Source organism: Chlamydophila parapsittaci (assembly GCF_006385615.1).
Classification (GTDB): domain Bacteria; phylum Chlamydiota; class Chlamydiia; order Chlamydiales; family Chlamydiaceae; genus Chlamydia; species Chlamydia psittaci.
Window position 1 is genome coordinate 169,093 of the sequence record NZ_CP041038.1, and the last position, 21,261, is coordinate 190,353.

The window sequence follows — 21,261 nt, forward strand, 5'->3', positions numbered from 1 at the left end:
AGTAACTTGGAACAACGAAACAACGAAACAAACAGCCACTCTAACTTGGGAACAAACTGGCTACTCCCCTAACCCAGAACGTCAAGGACCTTTGGTTCCTAACACTCTTTGGGGTTCCTTCTCGGATATCCGTGCCATACAAAACTTAATGGATCTCAGCGTCAATGGTGCTGATTACCATAGAGGATTCTGGGTATCCGGTCTAGCCAACTTCCTACACAAAAGTGGTTCTGATACTAAACGCAAGTTCCGTCACAATAGCGCCGGATACGCTTTAGGCGTCTACGCAAAAACTCCTTCTGATGATATTTTCAGTGCAGCTTTCTGCCAGCTCTTCGGAAAGGACAAAGACTATTTAGTGTCGAAAAACAACGCCAATATTTATGCAGGTTCCCTATATTATCAACACATCTCTTACTGGAATGCTTGGCAGAATCTGCTACAAAACACTATCGGTGCGGAAGCTCCGTTAGTCCTTAACGCACAGTTAACTTATTGTCATGCTTCAAATGACATGAAAACAAACATGACAACTACCTACGCTCCTCTTACAACAACGTATTCAGAAATCAAGGGTGATTGGGGTAACGATTGTTTCGGAGTCGAGCTTGGGGCAACTGTGCCTATCCAAACAGAATCTTCTCTCATATTCGATATGTATTCACCTTTCTTGAAGTTGCAACTTGTGCATGCGCACCAAGATGACTTTAAGGAAAACAATAGTGATCAGGGAAGATATTTCGAAAGTAGCAATCTCACCAACCTGTCTATGCCTATCGGTGTGAAACTAGAGAGATTCGCTCATAATGATACTGCTTCTTATCATCTCACTGCTGCGTATGCTCCAGATATCGTAAGAAGCAACCCTGACTGTACCACTTCTCTGTTAGTGAGCCCAACCTCTGCCGTCTGGGTAACTAAAGCTAATAACCTCGCTCGAAGTGCTTTCATACTACAAGCAGGAAATTATTTGTCTTTAAGTCACAACATAGAATTGTTCAGCCAGTTCGGTTTCGAACTCAGGGGCTCTTCTCGAACCTATAACGTAGATCTCGGATCCAAGATCCAGTTCTAATCTCATCCACCTCTCCTACCCCGCTCTCACGGGGTAGGGCCTCCTCAGCCTGTTAGGCTAAGGATCTCTTTACAACACGAAAAAACTCGTTGTCACAATCAAGGGGAATCTCGAAGAGCGTACTTCTTGAAAATTAACCACTAACTTTTTTGAAAAGTATGACATCTTTGGACATAGTTAACTCTATAGAAGTGTCCGGTTTAATATCACCTTTAAGTAAAGCCTTCGATAATAGTGTAACTACCTTCTGCTGAATTAACCGTTTTAAGGGTCGTGCTCCGAAAGCACTGTCATACCCCTGCTCACTGAGATATAGTATGACAGAATCATCCCAAGTTAACGTTACACGTCTTTCTAACATGCGTTGGGCAACCCTACGCATCTGAATGCCGACGATTTTTACAATATCCTCGGTACTTAAAGGAATAAAAGGAAGAATATCATCAATACGATTGATGAACTCAGGACTGAAGTATTTCCGTAATGTCGGAGCAACTACCGACAACACAGTATCCTTACTTACCTCACTCCCCTTTTTTACGCAGTAATCGGCGAGTTCTTGAGAACCTATATTCGAGGTCATAATGAATAAAGCATTTTTGCAATTTACCTTACGTTTCTTACTATCTGTAAGAATCCCCTCATCAAAAATCTGCAAAAGAATATTGAAAACTTCCCGATCTGCTTTTTCGATTTCATCGAAGAGGACAACAGAATACGGCCTTCGACGTAAAGCTTCGGAAAGGCTTCCGCCTTCTTCATAACCTACATAACCTGGAGGCGATCCGATCAACTTGGACACGGAATGCTTTTCCATATACTCAGTCATATCGAAGCGTACCATCGCTTCTTCTTTATTAAACAAAAGATCCGCGAGGGCTTTAGCAAGCTCTGTTTTTCCGACTCCTGTAGGGCCTAAAAATAGGAATACCCCCAAAGGCCGTTGAGGATCACTCAGCCCAACACGTGCAGCACGTATAGAATCGCTTACCGCAGCAATAGCAAACGGTTGACCTACAACACGTTCTTCCAATGATTCTTCTAAAACAAGAAGTTTTTCTGCTTCACCTTCTAACATTTTTTGCACAGGAATTCCTGTCCAATTTGCTACTACTTGAGCAATAAGACGCTCGTCTACCTCTTCTTGAAGCAAACGATTATCTCTTTGATTTAATGCTTCTTCATCATTACGGATTTCTTCTTCAAGAGCAGGAATCAAGCTGTAGCGTAACTCCGCAACGCGATTGTAATCGGCAATACGTTCTGCTTCTTCTTCAGAAAATTTCATATTTTCTAAAGAATTCTTTTTTTCTTTAAGACCGGAAATCAGTTTTTTTTCCTCATCCCAACGTAGTCGCAAGACTGAAAGTTCTTCTTTAAGCTGATCTATAGACTGTTGCATAGCTTCAGCCTCTTCTTGATAGGCGGGAGCTTTTTCGCGTTTTATAGCTTCTTGTTTAACAATCAATGCTGCGAGCTCGCGTTCTTTTTCATCGATAGGTAGAGGTAAACTACCAATTTGCATACGAATTAAACTGGCAGCTTCATCAATAAGATCGATCGCTTTATCAGGGAGAAAACGATCAGGAATGTATCTATAAGAAAGAAGAACGGCAGCATTTAATGCTCCCTCGGTAATACGTACGCCATGGAAAATTTCATACTTCTCACGAAGACCACGAAGAATAAACACAGCATCTTCTAAAGAAGGCTCTGTTACAAAAATAGGTTGGAAACGCCGTTCTAAAGCGGCATCTTTTTCAATATACTTTTGATATTCATTAAGAGTAGTCGCACCAATGCAATGCAAAGTTCCGCGTGCTAACGCCGGTTTTAATAAATTTGCAGCATCCATAGCTCCATCGGTAGCTCCAGCACCTACAAGAGTATGCACCTCATCAATAAATAAAATGCTTTCCCCATCAACGGATTCTACATCTTTAAGCACACTTTTTAAGCGTTCTTCAAATTCCCCGCGATATTTTGCTCCTGCGATTAACGCTCCCATATCTAAAACATAGAGCTGTTTACCTTTTAAACTTTCAGGAATATCGCCTTGAACTATGCGTAACGCCAAGCCTTCCGCTATGGCAGTTTTCCCAACTCCTGGTTCCCCTATGAGCATGGGGTTATTCTTAGTTCTTCGTGATAACACTTGAACTGTACGACGGATTTCTTCATCCCTACCAATTACAGGATCCAGCTTTCCTTCTTTCGCTAATGAAGTTAAGTTCTTACAATACTTTTCTAGGCCTCGGAGATTATTTTCCGCACTAGGAGAGTCCATACGATTGCCACGCCTTATATTAATAATGAGTTTCTTAAGATCGTCTAAGGATATTTTTACCGTGTTTTTCCAAGAAGCAAAAGGCTCCTTGTTGGATTTCCAAAAAGCTAATAATACATGATCTCCGGAAAGGTAAGTATCTCCGAGATCTTTTGCCTCATGTTTGGCATCTAAAAGTAGACTTTGCAGCCCTGGAGAAGGTTTCGGCATAGAGTCTCCTTCAACAACTGAAGGTTCTAACGATAGAGCCTTATCGACTGCAGAAATAAGCAATTTAGGATTGCTTTGAATTTCTTTAATAATTAAATAAAATAGTGACTCAGTATTTTCTAATAGACATTTAAGAAAATGATTTTCGCTTACGTAAGGATTTTTTTGTGATTTAGCGAGCTCAAAAGCCTTTTCTAGAGCTTCGCTTACTGCATCCGATATCTTATCCATAAAACAGCCCTAATACCCTTCTGAAACATTGTATTCATTACATAGATAAAACAAAAAATCTATCTATTTTCCAAAGCGACTTCTTGCTTCTGTAACAATTGTTTTTTCTTATCTTTTATTTTTTGCTGTTTTTTCCATTGCGAGTTGTATTGATATAATAATCCGTAATCTTTCACGGTACTAGCGATCTCCCGACAGTCACTCATTAGCCCATCGAGACGGGCTATACGCTCACCATCTAAGCAATCCGCTAATCTGTTAGCACTTTTGTGTATAGACTCTGTTGCTAACCGAGCCTGCTTGATTAATGAAGAGTCTCGCTCGTCATCAACCAAGGAAGATAATTTTTCATACATATGGGCAGTTTCTGTTTCGAGTTTCCCCAAGGCTTTGTCTGCCTTATCAACAAACTGTATCAATTTCTCAATAGGATCAATATTATTACCGTAGACTAAATCCTGAGAGTACAAACGATTGTTTTCATCTCTTATCTTTCCAGGAATAATATTCACTATAGATTCGCCTATAATTTTAGGAGAATACATAGCAAAAATATCATCTTTATAAAGAGCAATTCCCGAATCGATTTTCAAAACGAGTTCGTAGCAATACAATTGTCCGGAATCTCGGGAAATTCCCTTATCCATAATATTGTGTACAGAAGCTACAGAACCAATAATCTTACCTGCTAGACACACATTCATTCCTTTACTGACTCCACTAAGGTGAGTAAAGGCCACATGGATTTCCTGTTTTCCATCTCCACGACTTTTGGGAGTGAATAGCATGACAGAAAATAAACCTAGAATTCCTACACAAAGAAATACTCCAAAAAATATGGATTTACGATCTTCCTTAGACATTAGAGCCCTCCTTAATCAGCATTTCACCATGCTGATGACCGGCAAAGAATTGCCTAACCAAAGCATCGTTTGTTCTTATAAATTCTTCCTTTGTATAGATGCGGGGTATAGTTCCTTGATCATGGATAGCAATGCGATCTGCAAGCGCTAATGCTAATGTAATATCATGAGTGATGACTATACCTCCTATTCCTTGCTCTTTTCGCAATTGGAAGATTAAGTGTGTCATTTCCCGACTCGTCATAGGATCTAAACCTGCTGTAGGCTCGTCATAAAGGACAAGCTTGGGAGAATAGACTAAAGATCGAGCTAAGGCAACTCGCTTTACCATACCTCCTGATAATTTACTCGGCATAAAATCTGCAGCATAACTTAATCCTACATTAGACAAAGCTTGATCTACCTTAGCGTTAATCTCTCGTTGGGAAAATACCTTATGTCGTTCATTATAGGCATGAAGACCGAAAGCCACATTTTCTCTAACAGAGAGAAAATCAAAGAGAGCGCCTCCCTGAAACACCATACCAATAGTAAAATCTTTTAAACGCCCTTTATGAGTCAGTTCTTTAGCATAGCGCACTTCTCCAGAGTCGGGAACCTCTAACCCTATAATATGCCGAAGAAGCACGCTTTTCCCTGTGCCGGATTTTCCAAGGATTACCAACAACTCATCAGGAAATACCTGCAAAGAAATCCCCTGCAATACCGTATGGCCTTGACCTTCGGTATTGCAATAACTCTTATAAATGCGATCTACAGAAATCCAGGGCTCTACCACACCCCTCCCTAGTAACCTAGAACATGAAAGAATGCTGTAATCACACAATTAGCAAATAAAATAGAAATATATGAAGTCACAACTCCCGCAGTAGTTACCTTAGCAACATCTGTAATGCGGCAATGCTTCCCTAATCCCTGATAACAAGCTAAAGAGGTGATAATAAATCCGAATACTAAAGACTTCACAATGACCATCACAATATCGGATAGGAATACATTCCCAGAGACCATGTGCAAATATACCTGTGCTGACAATTGAAAAGCATAACGACAGAGTAAGTATCCACAAAAGATCCCTGACCAAACTGCAGCAATGACCAAAGCAGGCATAGCCATAATGCCTGCAATGATTCTTGGTAAAGCGAAGTATTCTAAGGGATTTACTCCTAAAGTTTCCATTGCGCTCACTTGTTCGGTCATGCGCATAGTTCCTAAGAAAGCAGAAATTGCTCCTCCTACTCTTCCAGAAAGGGCGAGAGCGGTAAGAACAGGACCTATTTCCACTAAAATACTTTTTACCACGAAAAATCCTATAGCGCAGGACAATCCATGTATTCCCAATTGATAATAGGACTGCAAAGCCAAAACGATTCCTGTTACAGCGCCAGTAAGCATCACGACTGGTAGAGAAGCTACGCCGATATCATAACCCTGAATACTTATAGAACGAAATAAGCTCTTCTTCCATGAGAAGCTTTTTATCACTGCACAAGTGAACCCCATCCATCTGCCTAATTCCAAAGGAAAAACACAAAGTATTTGGAAAATACGAGCGCGTTTTTTTGCCTCCATACTCCACATCCTCAAAATCTTGAGAAGCCCCTGTATTTTAAAGGCTATCGAATGTTTTCACTAAACTATCAATAAGCACATTTTGAGTATAGGCTAGATTTTCCTTACTGTGTACAGAAGAAAGAAAGCTCGCTTCCATGGAGGCTGGAGATAAATACACTCCCTGAGCAAAGACATGACGATAAAATACTCCGAACATGTGTTGATCACATTCCTGCACTTCACTGAGATTTTTTGGGGGTGTTTCTCTAAAGAAAAATGAAAACATCGAACCGGCTCGCACTAAAGATACGGGGAAACCTCGATTACGAATGACTTCTTCTATAGGAGCAAAGAAACTTTGTGCAAGGTTCTCTAATTTAGGGTAAAAATCTACTTCACGGCATAGCTCTATGGAAGCTTTTCCTACAGCCATAGCAATAGGATTCCCAGAAAGTGTTCCTGCTTGAAATACCTTTCCTAAAGGAAGTAAATGATCCATAATCCTCTGGTGTGCCAGGAATGCAGCTACCGGCATACCTCCTCCCAAGATTTTCCCATACACAGTAATATCAGAATCTACATCCATGATAGAGCGCACACCCCGAATTCCCATGCGAAATCCTGTCACCACTTCATCCATAATCGTTAGGGCTGAAAACCTGCGACTTGTAGCGATAACACCCTCAATAAATCCAGGCTGTGGGAGAATCACCCCCATATTGATAGCTATAGGTTCAAAAATGACACAGGCAACGCGTTCCCCCACCTGAAGCATAACTTCTTCGAAAATCTGCAAATCGTTGTAAGGCAAGATCAAATTCAGAGGCAAATAAGGATTTCCCGAAAAGTAGGTATCTACAATATGAGGAACCTGGTGTATAGTGCTCTCATCTATGGAGATACCGTTTAACAAAACATCGGAATGTCCATGATAGCATCCTAAAAATTTAATAATTATGGCACGCCCTGTAGTTGCACAAGCAAGACGCACAGCGGTCATTGTCGCTTCCGTACCAGATGAGACAAACCGCACCTTATTGTCCGTTAACTCTAAACAGGAAAATAAGGTAGCTGCTAGAGAAATCTCATTTTCTGAAGTGAGACCATAAGAGGTGCCTTTAGGTGCTGAATTACAAATAACATCTAAAATTTTTGGATGGCTATGACCGTGTATTAACGATCCCCAAGACCCGCAAAAATCAATAAATGTCTTACCAAAACTGTCTATGAAAATATCGCGGTAAGCACTAGAGACAATGGGAGGAACAATCCCCACAGGAATACACGCACGTATCGGAGAATTGACTCCTCCAGGAAAATAGCGACAAGCTTCTGCGTAAGTCATGGTTGACTCTTCAATAACTGACATATAACCCCCTAAGAAAGTCCGGGGTTATTTTGAAACATGACAACTTTAAAACCTAGGAAAAGACTGAGAGAACAGTAAATAAACAATATAAGCTAGTTTAACAACAGATTCTCAGGAACTGTAGACAGTGAAGCATACTTACCTCCCAAATCTTTAAGAATCATAGACCAAAGATTTTCAGGACAATCGGTAAATACATATTCATAACTTGCAGGAGCTAAAAACCAATTCCCATCTAGGAATTCTCTTTCCAATTGTCCTGCTTGCCAACCACTATAACCAAAACATAGGTTGATCATAGGTCCTGTCTCACTAGAAGCGATCTCTTGTAAAAAAGATAGATCCCCTCCTAAATATACAGAAGGGCAAATTTCCAAAGTTTGTTCGGGAATTTCTGAACAGGAATGCAAAAGCATCATCTGATTCGCTTGTAAGGGGCCTCCCATACAAAAACGGATGTTGTTATTGGATACTTTATCAACAGTAAAAATATCGTCAGCTATTTCTAAACCCAATGTCTTATTTAAAATGAGACCAAAAGAACCATTGAGGCTATGCTCACATAACAAAATTACACTACGAGCAAATACTCCCTGATCTGTGTCAGGAGAAGCTAATAATAACGAACCTTTCTCTAAAATAGCATAGGGAATTTTAGCCATAAGATACCATGGGATTTTCTTCTATTCTTCATAAGCTACAGCAGCATCAAACACCGACTGCACACAAAGAATAGGAACTTTATGTGTAAGCGCTAAAGGGATGCTATCGCTCGGACGAGCATCAATATCGGTGACATAGAGGAAATCCCCTTGTTTTTGCTCTAAAAACATACGCGTATAAAAAATGTTATCCTTGTAATCACTAATTACAACACGTAATACATGAATATCAAAACCTGAAAAAACAAAATTTAGTAAATCATGGGTCAATGGTCTTGACAAGGCAAAATGCGTAGGATCGGAATTTTGAAAAGCCTGCCCCATAGATACATGCCCATATATCGCAAATTTCTTTTCTTCGGTACCTAAGACTATTCCTGCATAATGACAAAAGCTGACTAACTTATAAAAGTTCAGTAAAACCAAAGGGGTATCTTGGAGCAGCTCTTTTTCTATACTCATACTCTACCGGTGTTCTTTTTACCAATCTGACCGTTGGCATAACCAAACCATACCTCAACGTTCGCTATAACAAACCCGACTTCAATAATACCATGAATTTGTAGCAGCTTCAGCAGGTCTTCCTCGGGATGAGGATATACATTTGGAGTATGAATATCGTAAATATAATTTCCGTTATTGGTGATAAAAAATCCTCCATGAGGATGTTTTCTTAACTTCCCTAGATACCCCAAACTTTCCAAAGTAGCAATAATAGAAGATCTACCAAAAGGGCTAATTTCTATAGGAAGACCAAATTTCCCTAACACCTGAACATGTTTACTTTCATCTGCAAGTATCAACCGTCGACGACTGGATTGTAATAAGATCTTCTCACGAAAGAGCGCTCCACCTCCACCTTTAATCATACGCAATTGAGGATCGATTTCATCAGCACCGTCAACAGCAAGATCTATTTCCGTAAACTCTTCGTCATTAACTAAAGGAATGCCTAAACTCATGGCTAGAGAATACGACTCTTTTGAAGAAGCAACAGCATGAATATCTAAATTTTCTTGCTTATGCTTGTTAGCAACAGCTTTGATAAATTCTCTAGATGTCGAGCCACTCCCTAACCCCAACAGCATGCCTGGCTCCACCAAGTTTGCTGCTTCAAAAGCTAACCGTTTTTTTACTTCTAAATAGGGATCTTCTTTCACAACACCTCTATTTGTTTTACCTTTCTCTATCCTTTAGCTAGAAAATATCTGCATTTTCACACAAAAACTCACAGCCTAAATCATACTAATATAATTGTCTTTGTGAGGTCAAATGAGGATGTTCTCTAACAGAAAGATCCAAGATACGGATAGTTCTCCCTGTAATCTAAACATCATAAAATCCCACTGCGTTGTCTCCATTCTCCCCAAGTTTTATAAGCAAGTCTAGGAAGAAAATCCTTACCATCACGATCTGTAGTTTATCTAAAACATGATTCCCCATCTGTTTTTCTGAAAATGTATTTTGGTGGTCACTAAGATTCTAAAATAAGGATTTAACCTTTATATTTAACGGATAAGTCTCTAAACCTAAATCCAGATAACACAATCACTGTTCCCTATAGATATGAGATAAAGAGTGTGTTGCTCATACTTTATCTACTATGGCTATACAGCGGCATGTCTTTCTTAGACACTATGGGAAGCTTAGCGTATCGCCAATTCTCACTTGCGATAGTCCTGCATACTTGTAGAAGAAAATAACTCCAAATATTTTACACGAAAAATACCTCAAAATGCCATCTGCTTAGTGATGAAACCATGGAGTTTTGAAGAATCTGTAAGAAGATCGATGAGAGCTCTATAGGCTGAAATCGCAAAAAAATAAATTACACCAACCGATTAGAGAGATAGTAACTTTAGAGCCGTTTTCCTTATGCAAATAATACAAAAACGCCCTTGTATATTTATCAAAGATTCACTGGCACAATCTCCAGCACATATTCTTATGTTCAATAATACGTTGTTTTCTTTGTGCGAGAATGAATGCGAATTTATAGAGAATCCTATTCTGAATAAATCCACTTTAAAAATCTGTCTCCTGTATCTTTATTTAGCATATAGTAATTGAGATGCTCTCGTGAAAGGTTACGTTGTTGTAACATATGCCTACTACGTTTGTTAAAGAATTGCAGCGCTCCTTTATGGAGACCATACATACGCTGATCATCTCGATAATAGTAATTCATCCACTCAGTCAAAGTAAGCAATGCAATTTTAGGATCGAAATTTTCGATGTTCTCCTCATCAATGTAGCGACAAACAACAAGCATTAACTCCATAAGCACACCACTAACTCGTGACTTATCGAATGTGTGAAGAAAAAGTGATAAATCACAATCTACATCTTTAAATAACTGCAATTGTTCCCAAGACACTCCGTGTTTACAAAATGCTAACAACCATGCCGCAGGAGCTTGATTCAGACATGCCAATAACGACGTAAAATTCTCATCTTCAGTCATTCCCTCTAATGAATGGTTCATCCTCAAACGTATCGCGTTAACAAGATCTTGAATGCTATTCCAAGTAGAGTGTCTTGCATGTTCTAATAACGTTATGTATTCCTCCTGAGAAACAATGTGAGCTAATAACCAAACACAAGGGTGGAAAGCGGTTAGGTTCACATCGGACAACCCCACACGATTCACCCAATAGATCTCAGGCTCCATGTGTTCTGCTTCAGGCAGTTCTCTAGGACCAAGCTGGATAAACTTATTTATGAAATATAAAGGACAATTCCTTAATAATAGAGTTTCTAAATCAGGAATCTGCACCCCATGACAAGCAATGTGTAAACGCTCAAAATCACCAGCTGTCACCCTCCCCTTACACTCCTCAGGTAGTAGATCAAAATTCCCCGAAGACATACACAAGAGAAGAGCTCGTAATTCTTTAAGATTAAGCGCATGATCAAAAACTAAATCACAAATAACCCGAGGATAGTTTTTCTCTAATACGCGGCGAAATCCTGAAGGAAGAGGATGGTGTAACTCATGCAAAAAACGACGCAATGCCAAAACAGATGTTATGCCGACAATACACAAAGATAAGACGAGGCCGAATATAATCAAGGGGTGAGAAAATCCGTAGGCAAGTAAAAACACGAAAACGCCACTAAAGACAGAATATACTATACTCGTAATAGCCGCAGCATGGTGAGATAACTTATCTAACGGGCAATGCTATTTACTTCTCAAACTCAGAGAAATCCAAGCACTCCGAAGACGCCCATCTAGGGAGATACTATCGCCACTCATAACATGTCCTAGATTATATTTTTGAAAAACAGAGCAGAGCCCAAAAGCTTTTAATTATATTCAAAATTAAAAACAATAAAAAAACCGGTCCCCTCTAAATCTATTGTTCGATAGAACTAAAAATGAATAATGCAAGAAAATTAGAAGAAAATATTATTAAGATATAGAAATACAACCCAAGTTAAAAAGATGCTAATTCAGCGTCCTTTCTCCTGTCGTGCGATTTAAGGAATAAATAGGAATATGAGAGAGACTGCGCCTCTCTACAAGTTCTCGACTACTACTCTTATTGAAGAATGCTAGGGTCTGATCATAAAAATGCCATGTAGGGCTTTCTTTGTTCTCCTCATAATGGTGAATCCACTCGTCCCAAGTGAGTAGAGCCAATGAAGAATCAAACTCAGAGCCTTCTTGATGCATATAGGGGTATGTAACAGGCATGAGGCGTGCCAAATTCATGCCTCCATTTGCCTCATTGAATAAAGAAAGGAAGACCATATCTCTACATTCTACCTCTTTAAGTAACTGTAATTGCTCCCAAGAAACACCATGTTTACATAAGAACAGTAACCAATCCCATTGGTAGGTATTTAAACAACAGGACACCCAACTATGATCGACATGAAAACTATCAACAAACACATGTGGAAGAACAGCGATAAGTCGAGAACGAATGCCTTCAACTATAGGCTGCGCTTCATTCCAAGTATTATTATGAGCATGATTTAATAAACTTTGGTATTCAGATTCAGAAACTACTCGAGAAAAAAGCCAAGGATAATGATGAAAAGCCGTATCTAAGCAACTAGATAATCCTGTGCGACATACCCAATACACTTCAGGTTCCATACCCTCTGCATTAGGAAGCTCTCTAGAACCCAAATCTATAAACTTACCCATAAAAAAGTACAAAGGACAACTCTTTAATAAGAGCTTCTCTAAATCAGGAAGATCTATTCCCTGACAAGCTGCTTGTAAACGCTTAAGACCAAACTTCTCTACCTTTTCTTGACACTTCTGTGAAGGGAAAACAAAATTTCCAGAAGATAGTCCCGAGATCACTGCACGCAACTCTTGCAGAGACAACTTTCCCTGAACCACGAAATCATAAATAACCGAAGGGAATTCACGTTGAATTATAGAAGCAAAACCTTGCGGAATAGAAGGTTTCAACTTTAACTTATCCCCACGATAAATCAATAACCCACAAGAGACACCCAAAAGAATGATAGAGATGACCAAACCCAGGATAATTAACGGTTGAGTTAACCCACAAATCATCAAAGTTGCGAAAGTAGTAATTAAAGCAAGAAAAACACTATTCGCTATAGCAAAAGCATGTTTACGTAAACTATCCGCAATACACGTCTGCGCCTTACGTTCTTTGATTACTAATATCGAAGCAGCATTAGATCCTAAATGAGAAGGTGACTGTAAAGGATGCACGCTATACTACCCAATGAATGAAATAAATCTGAGGAAATATACGCATTTTTAGAAACAAAAAACAATGGATAAATCTCAGAATTTTCCGGTTAGAATAACGGAAATCTAACTCTGAAAATACAGTTGAATGACTCTTAACTACATAGCCATTTAAGATAAACTACAGTAGGGAATACTACGGAATTATAAAAATACATTGTTTTACAAAACAGTCGTCTCAGAGTGAGAAAATTGATAATTTCTCCTCAGCTAAAGTCTTGTTGTCCAGCCTCTGACTCGATGTTTGCATAGCAAGTTGAGGGGTACGTTCCTAAAATTCTTTTAGTGCATTGTAAATACACTAATGTGTTCTCGTTCTAGCTCCTGTATTCATGTCATAATCATAATAAGGTTGTCCGGAAAGCATAGTATGATCCACTGAGACTTCTGGTAAAGGCTCTCCCCCATCCCGTCTACGATTTAACAACTGGATTGTGGATTCATGGGTTCTCCATCTCAAACTTCTACTAGAGCTATCTTGATAGTCTTCTATCCATTCATCCCATGTAAATAGGGTAACATGAGGATCAAAGCTTGTTTCCACTGCTTGGGTATAAGGGAAAGTAGACATCATATTTCTACATAGATGTCCCCCTCGACTTTGCAATTCAATTTCGCAAAGAAAATCGATAGAACGACTATCTAATTTCGTAAATAACTGTAACTGCTCCCAACTCACTCCGTGTTTACATAAGTAAAGGAAAGAGTTAGGTTTATTTACTTCCGATTTTAAATCAAAGACTCTCAATGAGAAACTTGGTTGATATGTGCTACTTATACTATCGATTATACGACGTTGCAGTGTAACAATGATATCCTGCACTTGCGACCACGTTTCATTCTCAGCATGTTCAAGAAGCGTGAGGTATTCTTCTCTAGATACTGTGCGCGATAAAATCCAAATGAAAGGCGTGAAGATTGTATCAGAAGTATGAGCAAATCCCCTACGGCTTGTCCAATAAACTTCAGGAGATAATCGATGAGATTCAGGAAGTGTCCTATCTCCCAAGGCAATCAATCTATTGATAAAGTAAAAAGGACATTCTTTTAATAAAACATCATCCAGAGGACGTAATCCAGTACCAAGAGATTCGCTTTGTAGCTGGGAAAAGGAAAAATTCTGCAATTTTGTTTTTAGGCTATTAGGGTAACTTTCAATAGAGTTTCCTTGATTGACTCCTTCTATAAGAAGGCGGAGTTCTTGAATTGTCAGATTCTCCTGAATACACAATTGATGAATCATTCCAGGGTAATTTCTACCAATTGCGCTGTGAAAGCTAGCTGGAATTAGGGTTTCTTCTCCTACATAACCCTCAGCATCAAGGGTAGTTTCTGTATCTACTGTCAATGAATTGTCAAACAACAAACCTAAATTATAGTCTGCTGTATCTGTTTCTTCTCTAATCAAGGTCTCATCAACACTAGAAGAAGATAGTTGAAAGGCAGTATCTAAAATAGACGTTGACTCCCCATCCATAGACTCCTCTCCAGCAGTATGAAAATCCGACGCAACCTCGGAAACACTAGCTAAAGACTCTTCATCAACTTTATCTACAGCTAAAGGCAACTCCTCTTCCAATACGTCTCCAACAACATGAGAATCTCCTATCAAATTGGTCTCAGAAATTAAGCCTGTTACACTTCTTTGATTGGAGCCACCAACCCCATCCATTTCTGAATCAACGATATGCGCTACGACAACATGAGAGTTCCTAAAACAACAGAGATTAATTACTAAGAGAACTCCACAAAGGACTAAAGAAATCACTAAACCTAAAATCACTATAAGTTCAGAAGCTCCACTAACAATAAAAGCAGCGCAAACAAGAGCAAGAATCGCAAAGCAAATGTTAGTGATCGCTAAAGCACACCGATATAAACGCCGTGAATTACAAGTATGTGAACTATCATCAACTAAAGATGATTGAGAATAACAACAAAAAGTACTAAAACAGGTCATTCGTCTCCCTTATAGAATTAACTATCGAGAATAATTTTCTCTTGAGTACAGGGAGGACAACAGATTAAATAATAAGCCCTGACGCATTGGCAGAAGCAGTCTATGGATAATTAATTAATTAGTAAATCTCTATTTTTTTAATTAAACCATTACTTCTCTTCATCTCATAACGTAAATCCTTAATAACAAAAGCATTAAAAATACAGACACAAGAATAATCATAGATTGAAAAATCTAAGAACTCCAATCACACTACACTGTATTTTAAACTCTAGACCAAAGCACTTAGTAAAGATTGTCAGGAATTTTCATTTGTGAATTAATAATAAAAACGAATTCTCCTAACTATTGTTATCCTACATGAAAGTTGCTGATCTCCTAGTCTACTTAAACGACCTACTCTCTCCGGAATCATTTCCTGATTACTGTCCTAACGGACTGCAAGTAGGCAGCCCAGGTTCTGATATTCAAAAGATAGCAGTTGGAGTAACTGCAGATTTGCCCGCTATACGGGCTGCTATTGAAATAGAAGCTAATGTCTTGATTGTACATCACGGCTTATTCTGGAAAGGCATGCCCTATCCCATCACAGGCATGCTCTATGATCGAATACAATACTTGATCAAACATGACATACAATTACTCGCCTATCACCTACCCCTGGATGCTCATCCCCTTATCGGGAATAACTGGAAGGTAGCTCATGATTTGCAATGGACCAATCTTCAACCTTTCGGAAGCTTTCTTCCCCATCTTGGAGTTCAAGGCTCCTTCTCTCCTACGCCCATAAAACTATTTATAGAAAACTTGTCCGCCTACTACCAATCTCCAATAAAAGCTCAAGCGCTTGGTGGGAAAGAAATCATTTCTTCTGCAGCACTGATTTCTGGAGGAGCATATAAAGAGCTATCTCAAGCTATTCTTTGCAACGTAGATTGCTTTATCACGGGAAATTTTGATGAACCCGCATGGTCTACGGCTATGGAAAATCATTTGCACTTTCTAGCTTTTGGACATACCGCAACAGAAAAAGTAGGACCAAAAGCTCTTGCTCATTACTTACAAACACACTTACAAATTCCCTCAACATTTATTGATACCGACAATCCATTTTAATCTACGGCAATGTGTGTGATCGTTCTTGGCTTTTTCTTAGAACTTAATTTATAGTAAGTTCTTTTTACTATTTCAAAAATCTATAGACCGTCATGACCATAGAATTAAACAAGCCACACGTTCGTCCAAGAAGTGAAATTTCCCCTCAAGATTGTTGGGATATCAGTCCCTTATATCTAAATAGAGAAGCATGGAAAACAGACCTGGATTCTTTCGGATTAAAAACAGACGGCTCACCTACATGGCCTGCTCTTCAAGCATCGCAATACCAACTTGAAAATTCAGAGTCTCTACTATCCTTATTAACTACACTCTTCTCTATTGAGAGAAAGTTGGACAAACTCTATGTTTACGCCCATCTCGTTCATGATCAGGACATTACAAACCAAGAGGGTATCGCAGATCTTAAATCTATCACACATCTCTGCACCTTATTTGCCGAAGAAGCCTCTTGGGTACAACCTGCTTTAACCAGCTTATCTGAATCTCTAATTGCTCAGCACTTATCGGCCCCTTGTTTAGCTCCCTATAGATTCTATTTAGAGAAAATCTTTAGACTATCTATACACACAGGCACTCCTGGAGAAGAAAAAATTCTTGCTTCTGCCTTTACTCCTCTTGAAGTAGCAAGTAAGGCATTTTCTTCTTTAAGTGACTCGGAAATTCCCTTTGGACACGCTACAGACTCAGAAGGTAACTCCCACCCTCTTTCTCACGCACTTGCTTCATTGTATATGCAATCCACAGATCGGGAATTACGAAAAACAGCCTACCTAGCACAATGTGAAAGATACCACAGTTACCGACATACTTTTGCAGACTTACTTAATGGAAAAATCCAAGCACATATATTTTACGCAAAAAATAAAAGGTATAACTCATGCTTAGAAGCTGCGTTGTACCACAATAATATCCCGACAACCGTGTACACGAACCTTATGGATATCGTGAAGAAAAATTCTTCGCTGATCACGAAGTACTTTTCCATTAAACAACAATGCTTAAATCTAAAAGATTTCCATTTTTATGATGTTTATGCTCCCCTAAGTCAGTCTGAAGAGAAAAAATATGCGTTCCAAGAAGCTGTAGATCTTATCTACACTAGCCTTTTTCCTCTAGGAACTGAATACACGGATATCTTAAAACAGGGGTTAACAACTCAAGGCTGGGTAGATAAATACGAAAATCTTAATAAACGCTCTGGAGCCTATTCTTCAGGATGTTACGATAGCCATCCTTATATCCTCCTAAACTATACGGGAACCCTTTATGATGTATCTGTAATTGCCCACGAAGGGGGGCACAGTATGCACTCGTATTTTAGTAGGAAACATCAACCTTTCCATGACGCTCAATATCCTATTTTCCTTGCGGAAATTGCTTCTACCTTAAATGAAATGCTTCTTATGGATTCCATGCTTAAGGACAGCAACTCAAAAGAAGAGAAAATCACCATTCTGACAAGATGTTTGGATACCATCTTCTCTACACTATTCCGTCAGGTATTATTCGCCTCTTTTGAATACGACATTCATCACGCAGCAGAACAAGGGATTCCTCTGACTGAAGAATACCTATCCTCAACTTACAAGAATTTACAAAATGAGTTTTACGGAGAAATTATCACATCTGATGTCCTCTCTCACATAGAATGGGCAAGAATTCCTCATTTCTACTACAATTTCTACGTATATCAATATGCAACGGGGATTATAGCCGCCCTGTGCTTTTTAGAAAAAATTCTTAACAACGAAGATAACGCTCTGAACTCGTATCTGAACTTTTTAAAAAGTGGTGGATCGGATTTCCCCTTAGAAATCTTAAAGAAATCAGGATTAGACATGGGCACAATTGACCCAATCCAAAAGGCTTTTTGTTTTATCGAGAGAAAAATTCAAGAGCTATCATCTTTAATTTGAAACAACTAAAAAAATGGCGCTTGATATTATTAAGTGCTAAAATCATTGCCAAAAACATGGGGCTTTGTTATCGTTTTCGAGAAACGGCAAAGTCTCTTAGAATATGAAACACAAGGAGCTTACAATATGTCAGATCAAGCAACGACCTTTAGGATTAAGCCCCTGGGCGATAGAATTTTAGTGAAAAGAGAAGAAGAAGATTCTACATCGCGCGGCGGCATCATTTTACCTGATACAGCAAAGAAAAAACAAGACCGAGCACAAGTGCTAGCCTTAGGAACAGGGAAGCGTGATAAAGACGGTCAAGTCCTACCTTTTGAAGTTAAAGTAGGCGACACTGTTTTAATAGATAAATACGCGGGACAAGAACTTACCATGGATGGTGAGGAGTACGTCATTGTTCAAGAAAGCGAAGTTATGGCAGTTCTCAATTAAGACTGATAATTATTTATAGATTGCAAAAAGTTAAGGAGCACAAAAAACAATGGCAGCAAAAAATATTAAATATAACGAAGACGCCAGAAAAAAAATCCATAAGGGAGTTAAAACTCTTGCAGAAGCTGTAAAGGTAACCTTAGGTCCTAAAGGACGCCATGTGGTTATCGATAAAAGCTTTGGTTCTCCTCAAGTTACAAAAGACGGTGTAACTGTCGCCAAAGAAATTGAGCTCGAAGACAAACACGAGAACATGGGAGCTCAAATGGTTAAAGAAGTCGCTAGCAAAACTGCAGATAAAGCTGGTGACGGAACTACAACAGCTACTGTTCTTGCTGAAGCTATCTACAGTGAAGGATTGAGAAATGTGACTGCAGGCGCCAATCCTATGGACCTCAAGAGAGGAATTGATAAAGCTGTAAAAGTCGTTGTAGATCAAATCAAAAAAATTAGCAAACCTGTACAACATCATAAAGAAATAGCTCAAGTAGCCACCATTTCTGCTAACAACGATTCTGAAATTGGTAATCTCATCGCCGAAGCCATGGAAAAAGTTGGAAAAAATGGCTCCATTACTGTTGAGGAAGCTAAAGGTTTCGAAACTGTTCTCGATGTTGTTGAAGGTATGAATTTCAACCGAGGATACCTTTCTAGCTACTTCTCTACAAATCCTGAGACACAAGAATGTGTGTTAGAAGAAGCTCTTGTGCTTATCTACGACAAAAAAATTTCCGGAATTAAAGATTTCCTTCCAGTTTTACAACAGGTAGCAGAATCCGGACGTCCCCTATTAATTATTGCTGAAGATATCGAAGGCGAAGCTCTAGCTACTTTAGTAGTCAACAGACTACGTGCAGGATTCAGAGTCTGCGCAGTTAAAGCTCCTGGATTTGGTGATAGAAGAAAAGCTATGTTAGAAGACATTGCTATCTTAACCGGTGGCCAACTTATCAGCGAAGAGCTTGGTATGAAGCTTGAAAACACCACTTTATCCATGCTAGGAAAAGCTAAGAAAGTCATCGTTTCTAAAGAAGACACAACAATTGTTGAAGGTCTCGGAAACAAAGAAGATATCGAAGCTCGATGCGAAAATATCAAAAAACAAATCGAAGACAGCACTTCTGACTACGATAAAGAAAAACTCCAAGAACGTTTAGCAAAACTTTCTGGAGGCGTAGCTGTAATCCGTGTAGGAGCTGCTACAGAAATTGAAATGAAAGAGAAAAAAGACCGAGTAGATGACGCTCAACATGCAACTCTTGCTGCAGTTGAAGAAGGAATCTTGCCTGGTGGTGGTACAGCTTTAGTTCGTTGTATCCCTACTTTAGAAGCTTTCATTCCTGTTCTTACAAATGAAGATGAACAAATCGGAGCACGTATTGTTCTTAAAGCATTATCCGCTCCTTTAAAACAAATCGCAGCAAATGCTGGTAAAGAAGGTGCTATCATCTGCCAACAAGTGCTCTCTCGCTCTTCTAACGAAGGCTACGATGCTTTACGCGATGCTTACACCGATATGATTGAAGCAGGAATTCTCGACCCAACTAAAGTCACACGTTGTGCTTTAGAAAGCGCAGCTTCTGTAGCTGGCCTTCTATTAACAACAGAAGCTTTAATTGCTGATATTCCTGAAGAGAAATCCTCTTCTGTTCCAGCAATGCCAGGCGCAGGAATGGATTATTAATCCCCTATGTAGAGAACTTCTTCTCTATTCTTACAAGGTCTCCCTTCATCTATCTCAAGAAGAAGGGGGACCTTTTTCATTTTGTAATATTTCTTTCTTCATCTATGTTAGAAACTAAGATAAACACAATCTCATCTGCATGCTTAAACTTCTAAAAAATTTATTTTTGTTAGCATTCTGCATTGCTGCCTACTTTTGGATTCGTAAAGAAAGCATTGTCGAGCACTGGTTATCTGCAAAATTACATACTCAAGTCACCGTAGGAAGAGTCTCCCCGAGAACTTCAGGAATGAAAATCCGTTACGTATGTATTCATAACCCCATGCCATCGGAACGTTTCCCCTATGCCATGGAAATCGAATACGTCAACCTGCGCTTCTCTCTGATTTCTATGCTTTTGTCGAAAAAAATAGAAATCTCAGATCTTCTAATCCACGGAGCAAACTTCACTATACTTCCATATGATAGCCCATCTTCAAAAACAAACTGGTCGTTGTTATGGAAAAACTTCACTCCAGAAGCTCAAGAAAATCGCGCTCTATCTTCGTCATACTCCTTCTCATCAAGATTTGATGATATTCCTGTGCTGATCAAACGCTGTTTGTTCGTAAATACCCGCATTCATGGCATAAAATCAAACAACAAAGATATCCCCTATCTTGCTGTGCCCTCCATGGAATTCCATAGCAACATAAGCAAACATCACTCTCTTCCTAACCTAGCTACAGCACTCACCTCCATTCTGTATCTAGCAGTGGAGGAAACTCTCTACCACGTAAATATCCCCGGTGATATTGTCAAAACTCTATCTAAGCAATCACATAACTACTTCAGCTCTGCCTACCCCATCTTCACACCAAAAGAAGAATGCGAAACTACAACAACGTCAAAAAAATCCACTGATGAAATCGTCGAGTTTGTCAGAGAACTCTTCTTTCATTAAAAAACAATAAACCTCTTAGCCTTTTTCCATTACTTCCAGCTGTTCGAATTTACCTCACTCCAACTCAGAAACATATTTATACAGAAAACCTATTGACTTTTTTGCTATTTCACTTAGAATTATTTTCTTTTAGTGTTCCGGAGTAGCTCAGCGGTAGAGCAGTGGACTGTTAATCCATTGGTCGTTGGTTCGAACCCATCCTCCGGAGT

General features: G+C 39.1%; 16 protein-coding genes, 1 tRNA gene and 1 pseudogene. 7 read left to right on the forward strand and 11 right to left on the reverse strand.

The annotated features are described in order from the left end of the window. Nucleotides 1-91: 91 nt before the first annotated feature. Nucleotides 92-1,075, forward strand: a complete 984-nt coding sequence (locus tag FI836_RS05200) for an autotransporter outer membrane beta-barrel domain-containing protein (RefSeq protein WP_016982188.1) — start codon at nt 92-94, stop codon at nt 1,073-1,075. Between the two features lie 133 nt (nt 1,076-1,208). Here FI836_RS05200 and FI836_RS00710 read toward each other — a convergent pair whose 3' ends face one another. The 11 genes and pseudogenes from FI836_RS00710 to FI836_RS00760 all read right to left on the reverse strand — a co-directional run bounded on the left by FI836_RS00710 (nt 1,209) and on the right by FI836_RS00760 (nt 14,955). Beyond that, nucleotides 1,209-3,803 (reverse strand): ATP-dependent Clp protease ATP-binding subunit, encoded by a 2,595-nt coding sequence (locus tag FI836_RS00710; protein ID WP_014943893.1) that lies wholly within the window; start codon nt 3,801-3,803, stop codon nt 1,209-1,211. Nucleotides 3,804-3,862: 59 nt separating this feature from the next. Beyond that, the gene (locus FI836_RS00715) at nt 3,863-4,666 is read right to left on the reverse strand and encodes an MlaD family protein (RefSeq protein ID WP_014943894.1); all 804 of its coding nucleotides are present in this window, start codon (nt 4,664-4,666) and stop codon (nt 3,863-3,865) included. Next, nucleotides 4,659-5,444 carry an ABC transporter ATP-binding protein gene (locus FI836_RS00720; protein ID WP_014943895.1) on the reverse strand — a complete coding sequence of 262 codons (786 nt, stop codon included), beginning with the start codon at nt 5,442-5,444 and terminating at the stop codon, nt 4,659-4,661. Before FI836_RS00720 ends, FI836_RS00715 begins: the two co-directional genes overlap by 8 nt. An 8-nt stretch (nt 5,445-5,452) precedes the next feature. Beyond that, on the reverse strand, nt 5,453-6,238 hold the full coding sequence (locus tag FI836_RS00725; RefSeq protein ID WP_006343299.1) for an MlaE family ABC transporter permease: 786 nt from the start codon (nt 6,236-6,238) through the stop codon (nt 5,453-5,455). A 37-nt stretch (nt 6,239-6,275) separates the two neighbouring features. Then, entirely contained in the window at nt 6,276-7,589 is a 1,314-nt protein-coding gene (locus FI836_RS00730) for an aspartate aminotransferase family protein (protein ID WP_014944561.1), read from the reverse strand. Between the two features lie 92 nt (nt 7,590-7,681). Continuing rightward, nucleotides 7,682-8,251: a YqgE/AlgH family protein gene (locus tag FI836_RS00735; protein WP_006343301.1), complete on the reverse strand. Its 570-nt coding sequence runs from the start codon at nt 8,249-8,251 to the stop codon at nt 7,682-7,684. 21 nt (nt 8,252-8,272) lie between these two features. Then, complete coding sequence (locus tag FI836_RS00740; protein WP_014943897.1) at nt 8,273-8,713, reverse strand: bifunctional nuclease family protein; 441 nt, start codon at nt 8,711-8,713, stop codon at nt 8,273-8,275. Continuing rightward, nucleotides 8,710-9,411, reverse strand: coding sequence for a ribose 5-phosphate isomerase A (gene rpiA / locus FI836_RS00745; protein WP_014943898.1), 702 nt, complete (start codon nt 9,409-9,411; stop codon nt 8,710-8,712). The genes FI836_RS00740 and rpiA overlap by 4 nt, the downstream gene beginning before the upstream one ends. A gap of 845 nt (nt 9,412-10,256) precedes the next feature. After that, nucleotides 10,257-11,510, reverse strand: a pseudogene (locus FI836_RS00750) (DUF1389 domain-containing protein). Between the two features lie 192 nt (nt 11,511-11,702). After that, a complete protein-coding gene (locus FI836_RS00755; RefSeq protein ID WP_014943901.1) occupies nt 11,703-12,956 on the reverse strand; it encodes a DUF1389 domain-containing protein in 1,254 nt (417 codons plus the stop codon). A gap of 340 nt (nt 12,957-13,296) precedes the next feature. Beyond that, complete coding sequence (locus tag FI836_RS00760) at nt 13,297-14,955, reverse strand: DUF1389 domain-containing protein (RefSeq protein WP_014943902.1); 1,659 nt, start codon at nt 14,953-14,955, stop codon at nt 13,297-13,299. Nucleotides 14,956-15,315: 360 nt separating this feature from the next. On the opposite strand from FI836_RS00760, the gene FI836_RS00765 reads away from it, so the two are divergent. The 6 genes from FI836_RS00765 (at nt 15,316) to FI836_RS00790 (ending at nt 21,260) form a co-directional block, all read left to right on the forward strand. Further along, a complete protein-coding gene (locus FI836_RS00765) occupies nt 15,316-16,071 on the forward strand; it encodes a Nif3-like dinuclear metal center hexameric protein (protein ID WP_006343308.1) in 756 nt (251 codons plus the stop codon). A gap of 92 nt (nt 16,072-16,163) precedes the next feature. Beyond that, complete coding sequence (pepF, locus tag FI836_RS00770; RefSeq protein ID WP_014943903.1) at nt 16,164-17,990, forward strand: oligoendopeptidase F; 1,827 nt, start codon at nt 16,164-16,166, stop codon at nt 17,988-17,990. 126 nt (nt 17,991-18,116) lie between these two features. Continuing rightward, nucleotides 18,117-18,425 (forward strand): co-chaperone GroES, encoded by a 309-nt coding sequence (locus FI836_RS00775; RefSeq protein ID WP_006343310.1) that lies wholly within the window; start codon nt 18,117-18,119, stop codon nt 18,423-18,425. 49 nt (nt 18,426-18,474) lie between these two features. Continuing rightward, a complete protein-coding gene (groL, locus tag FI836_RS00780; RefSeq protein WP_006343311.1) occupies nt 18,475-20,109 on the forward strand; it encodes a chaperonin GroEL in 1,635 nt (544 codons plus the stop codon). A 139-nt stretch (nt 20,110-20,248) separates the two neighbouring features. After that, complete coding sequence (locus FI836_RS00785) at nt 20,249-21,052, forward strand: hypothetical protein (RefSeq protein ID WP_006343312.1); 804 nt, start codon at nt 20,249-20,251, stop codon at nt 21,050-21,052. A gap of 136 nt (nt 21,053-21,188) precedes the next feature. Then, nucleotides 21,189-21,260: transfer RNA gene (locus FI836_RS00790), tRNA-Asn, on the forward strand. Nucleotide 21,261: the final 1 nt, after the last annotated feature.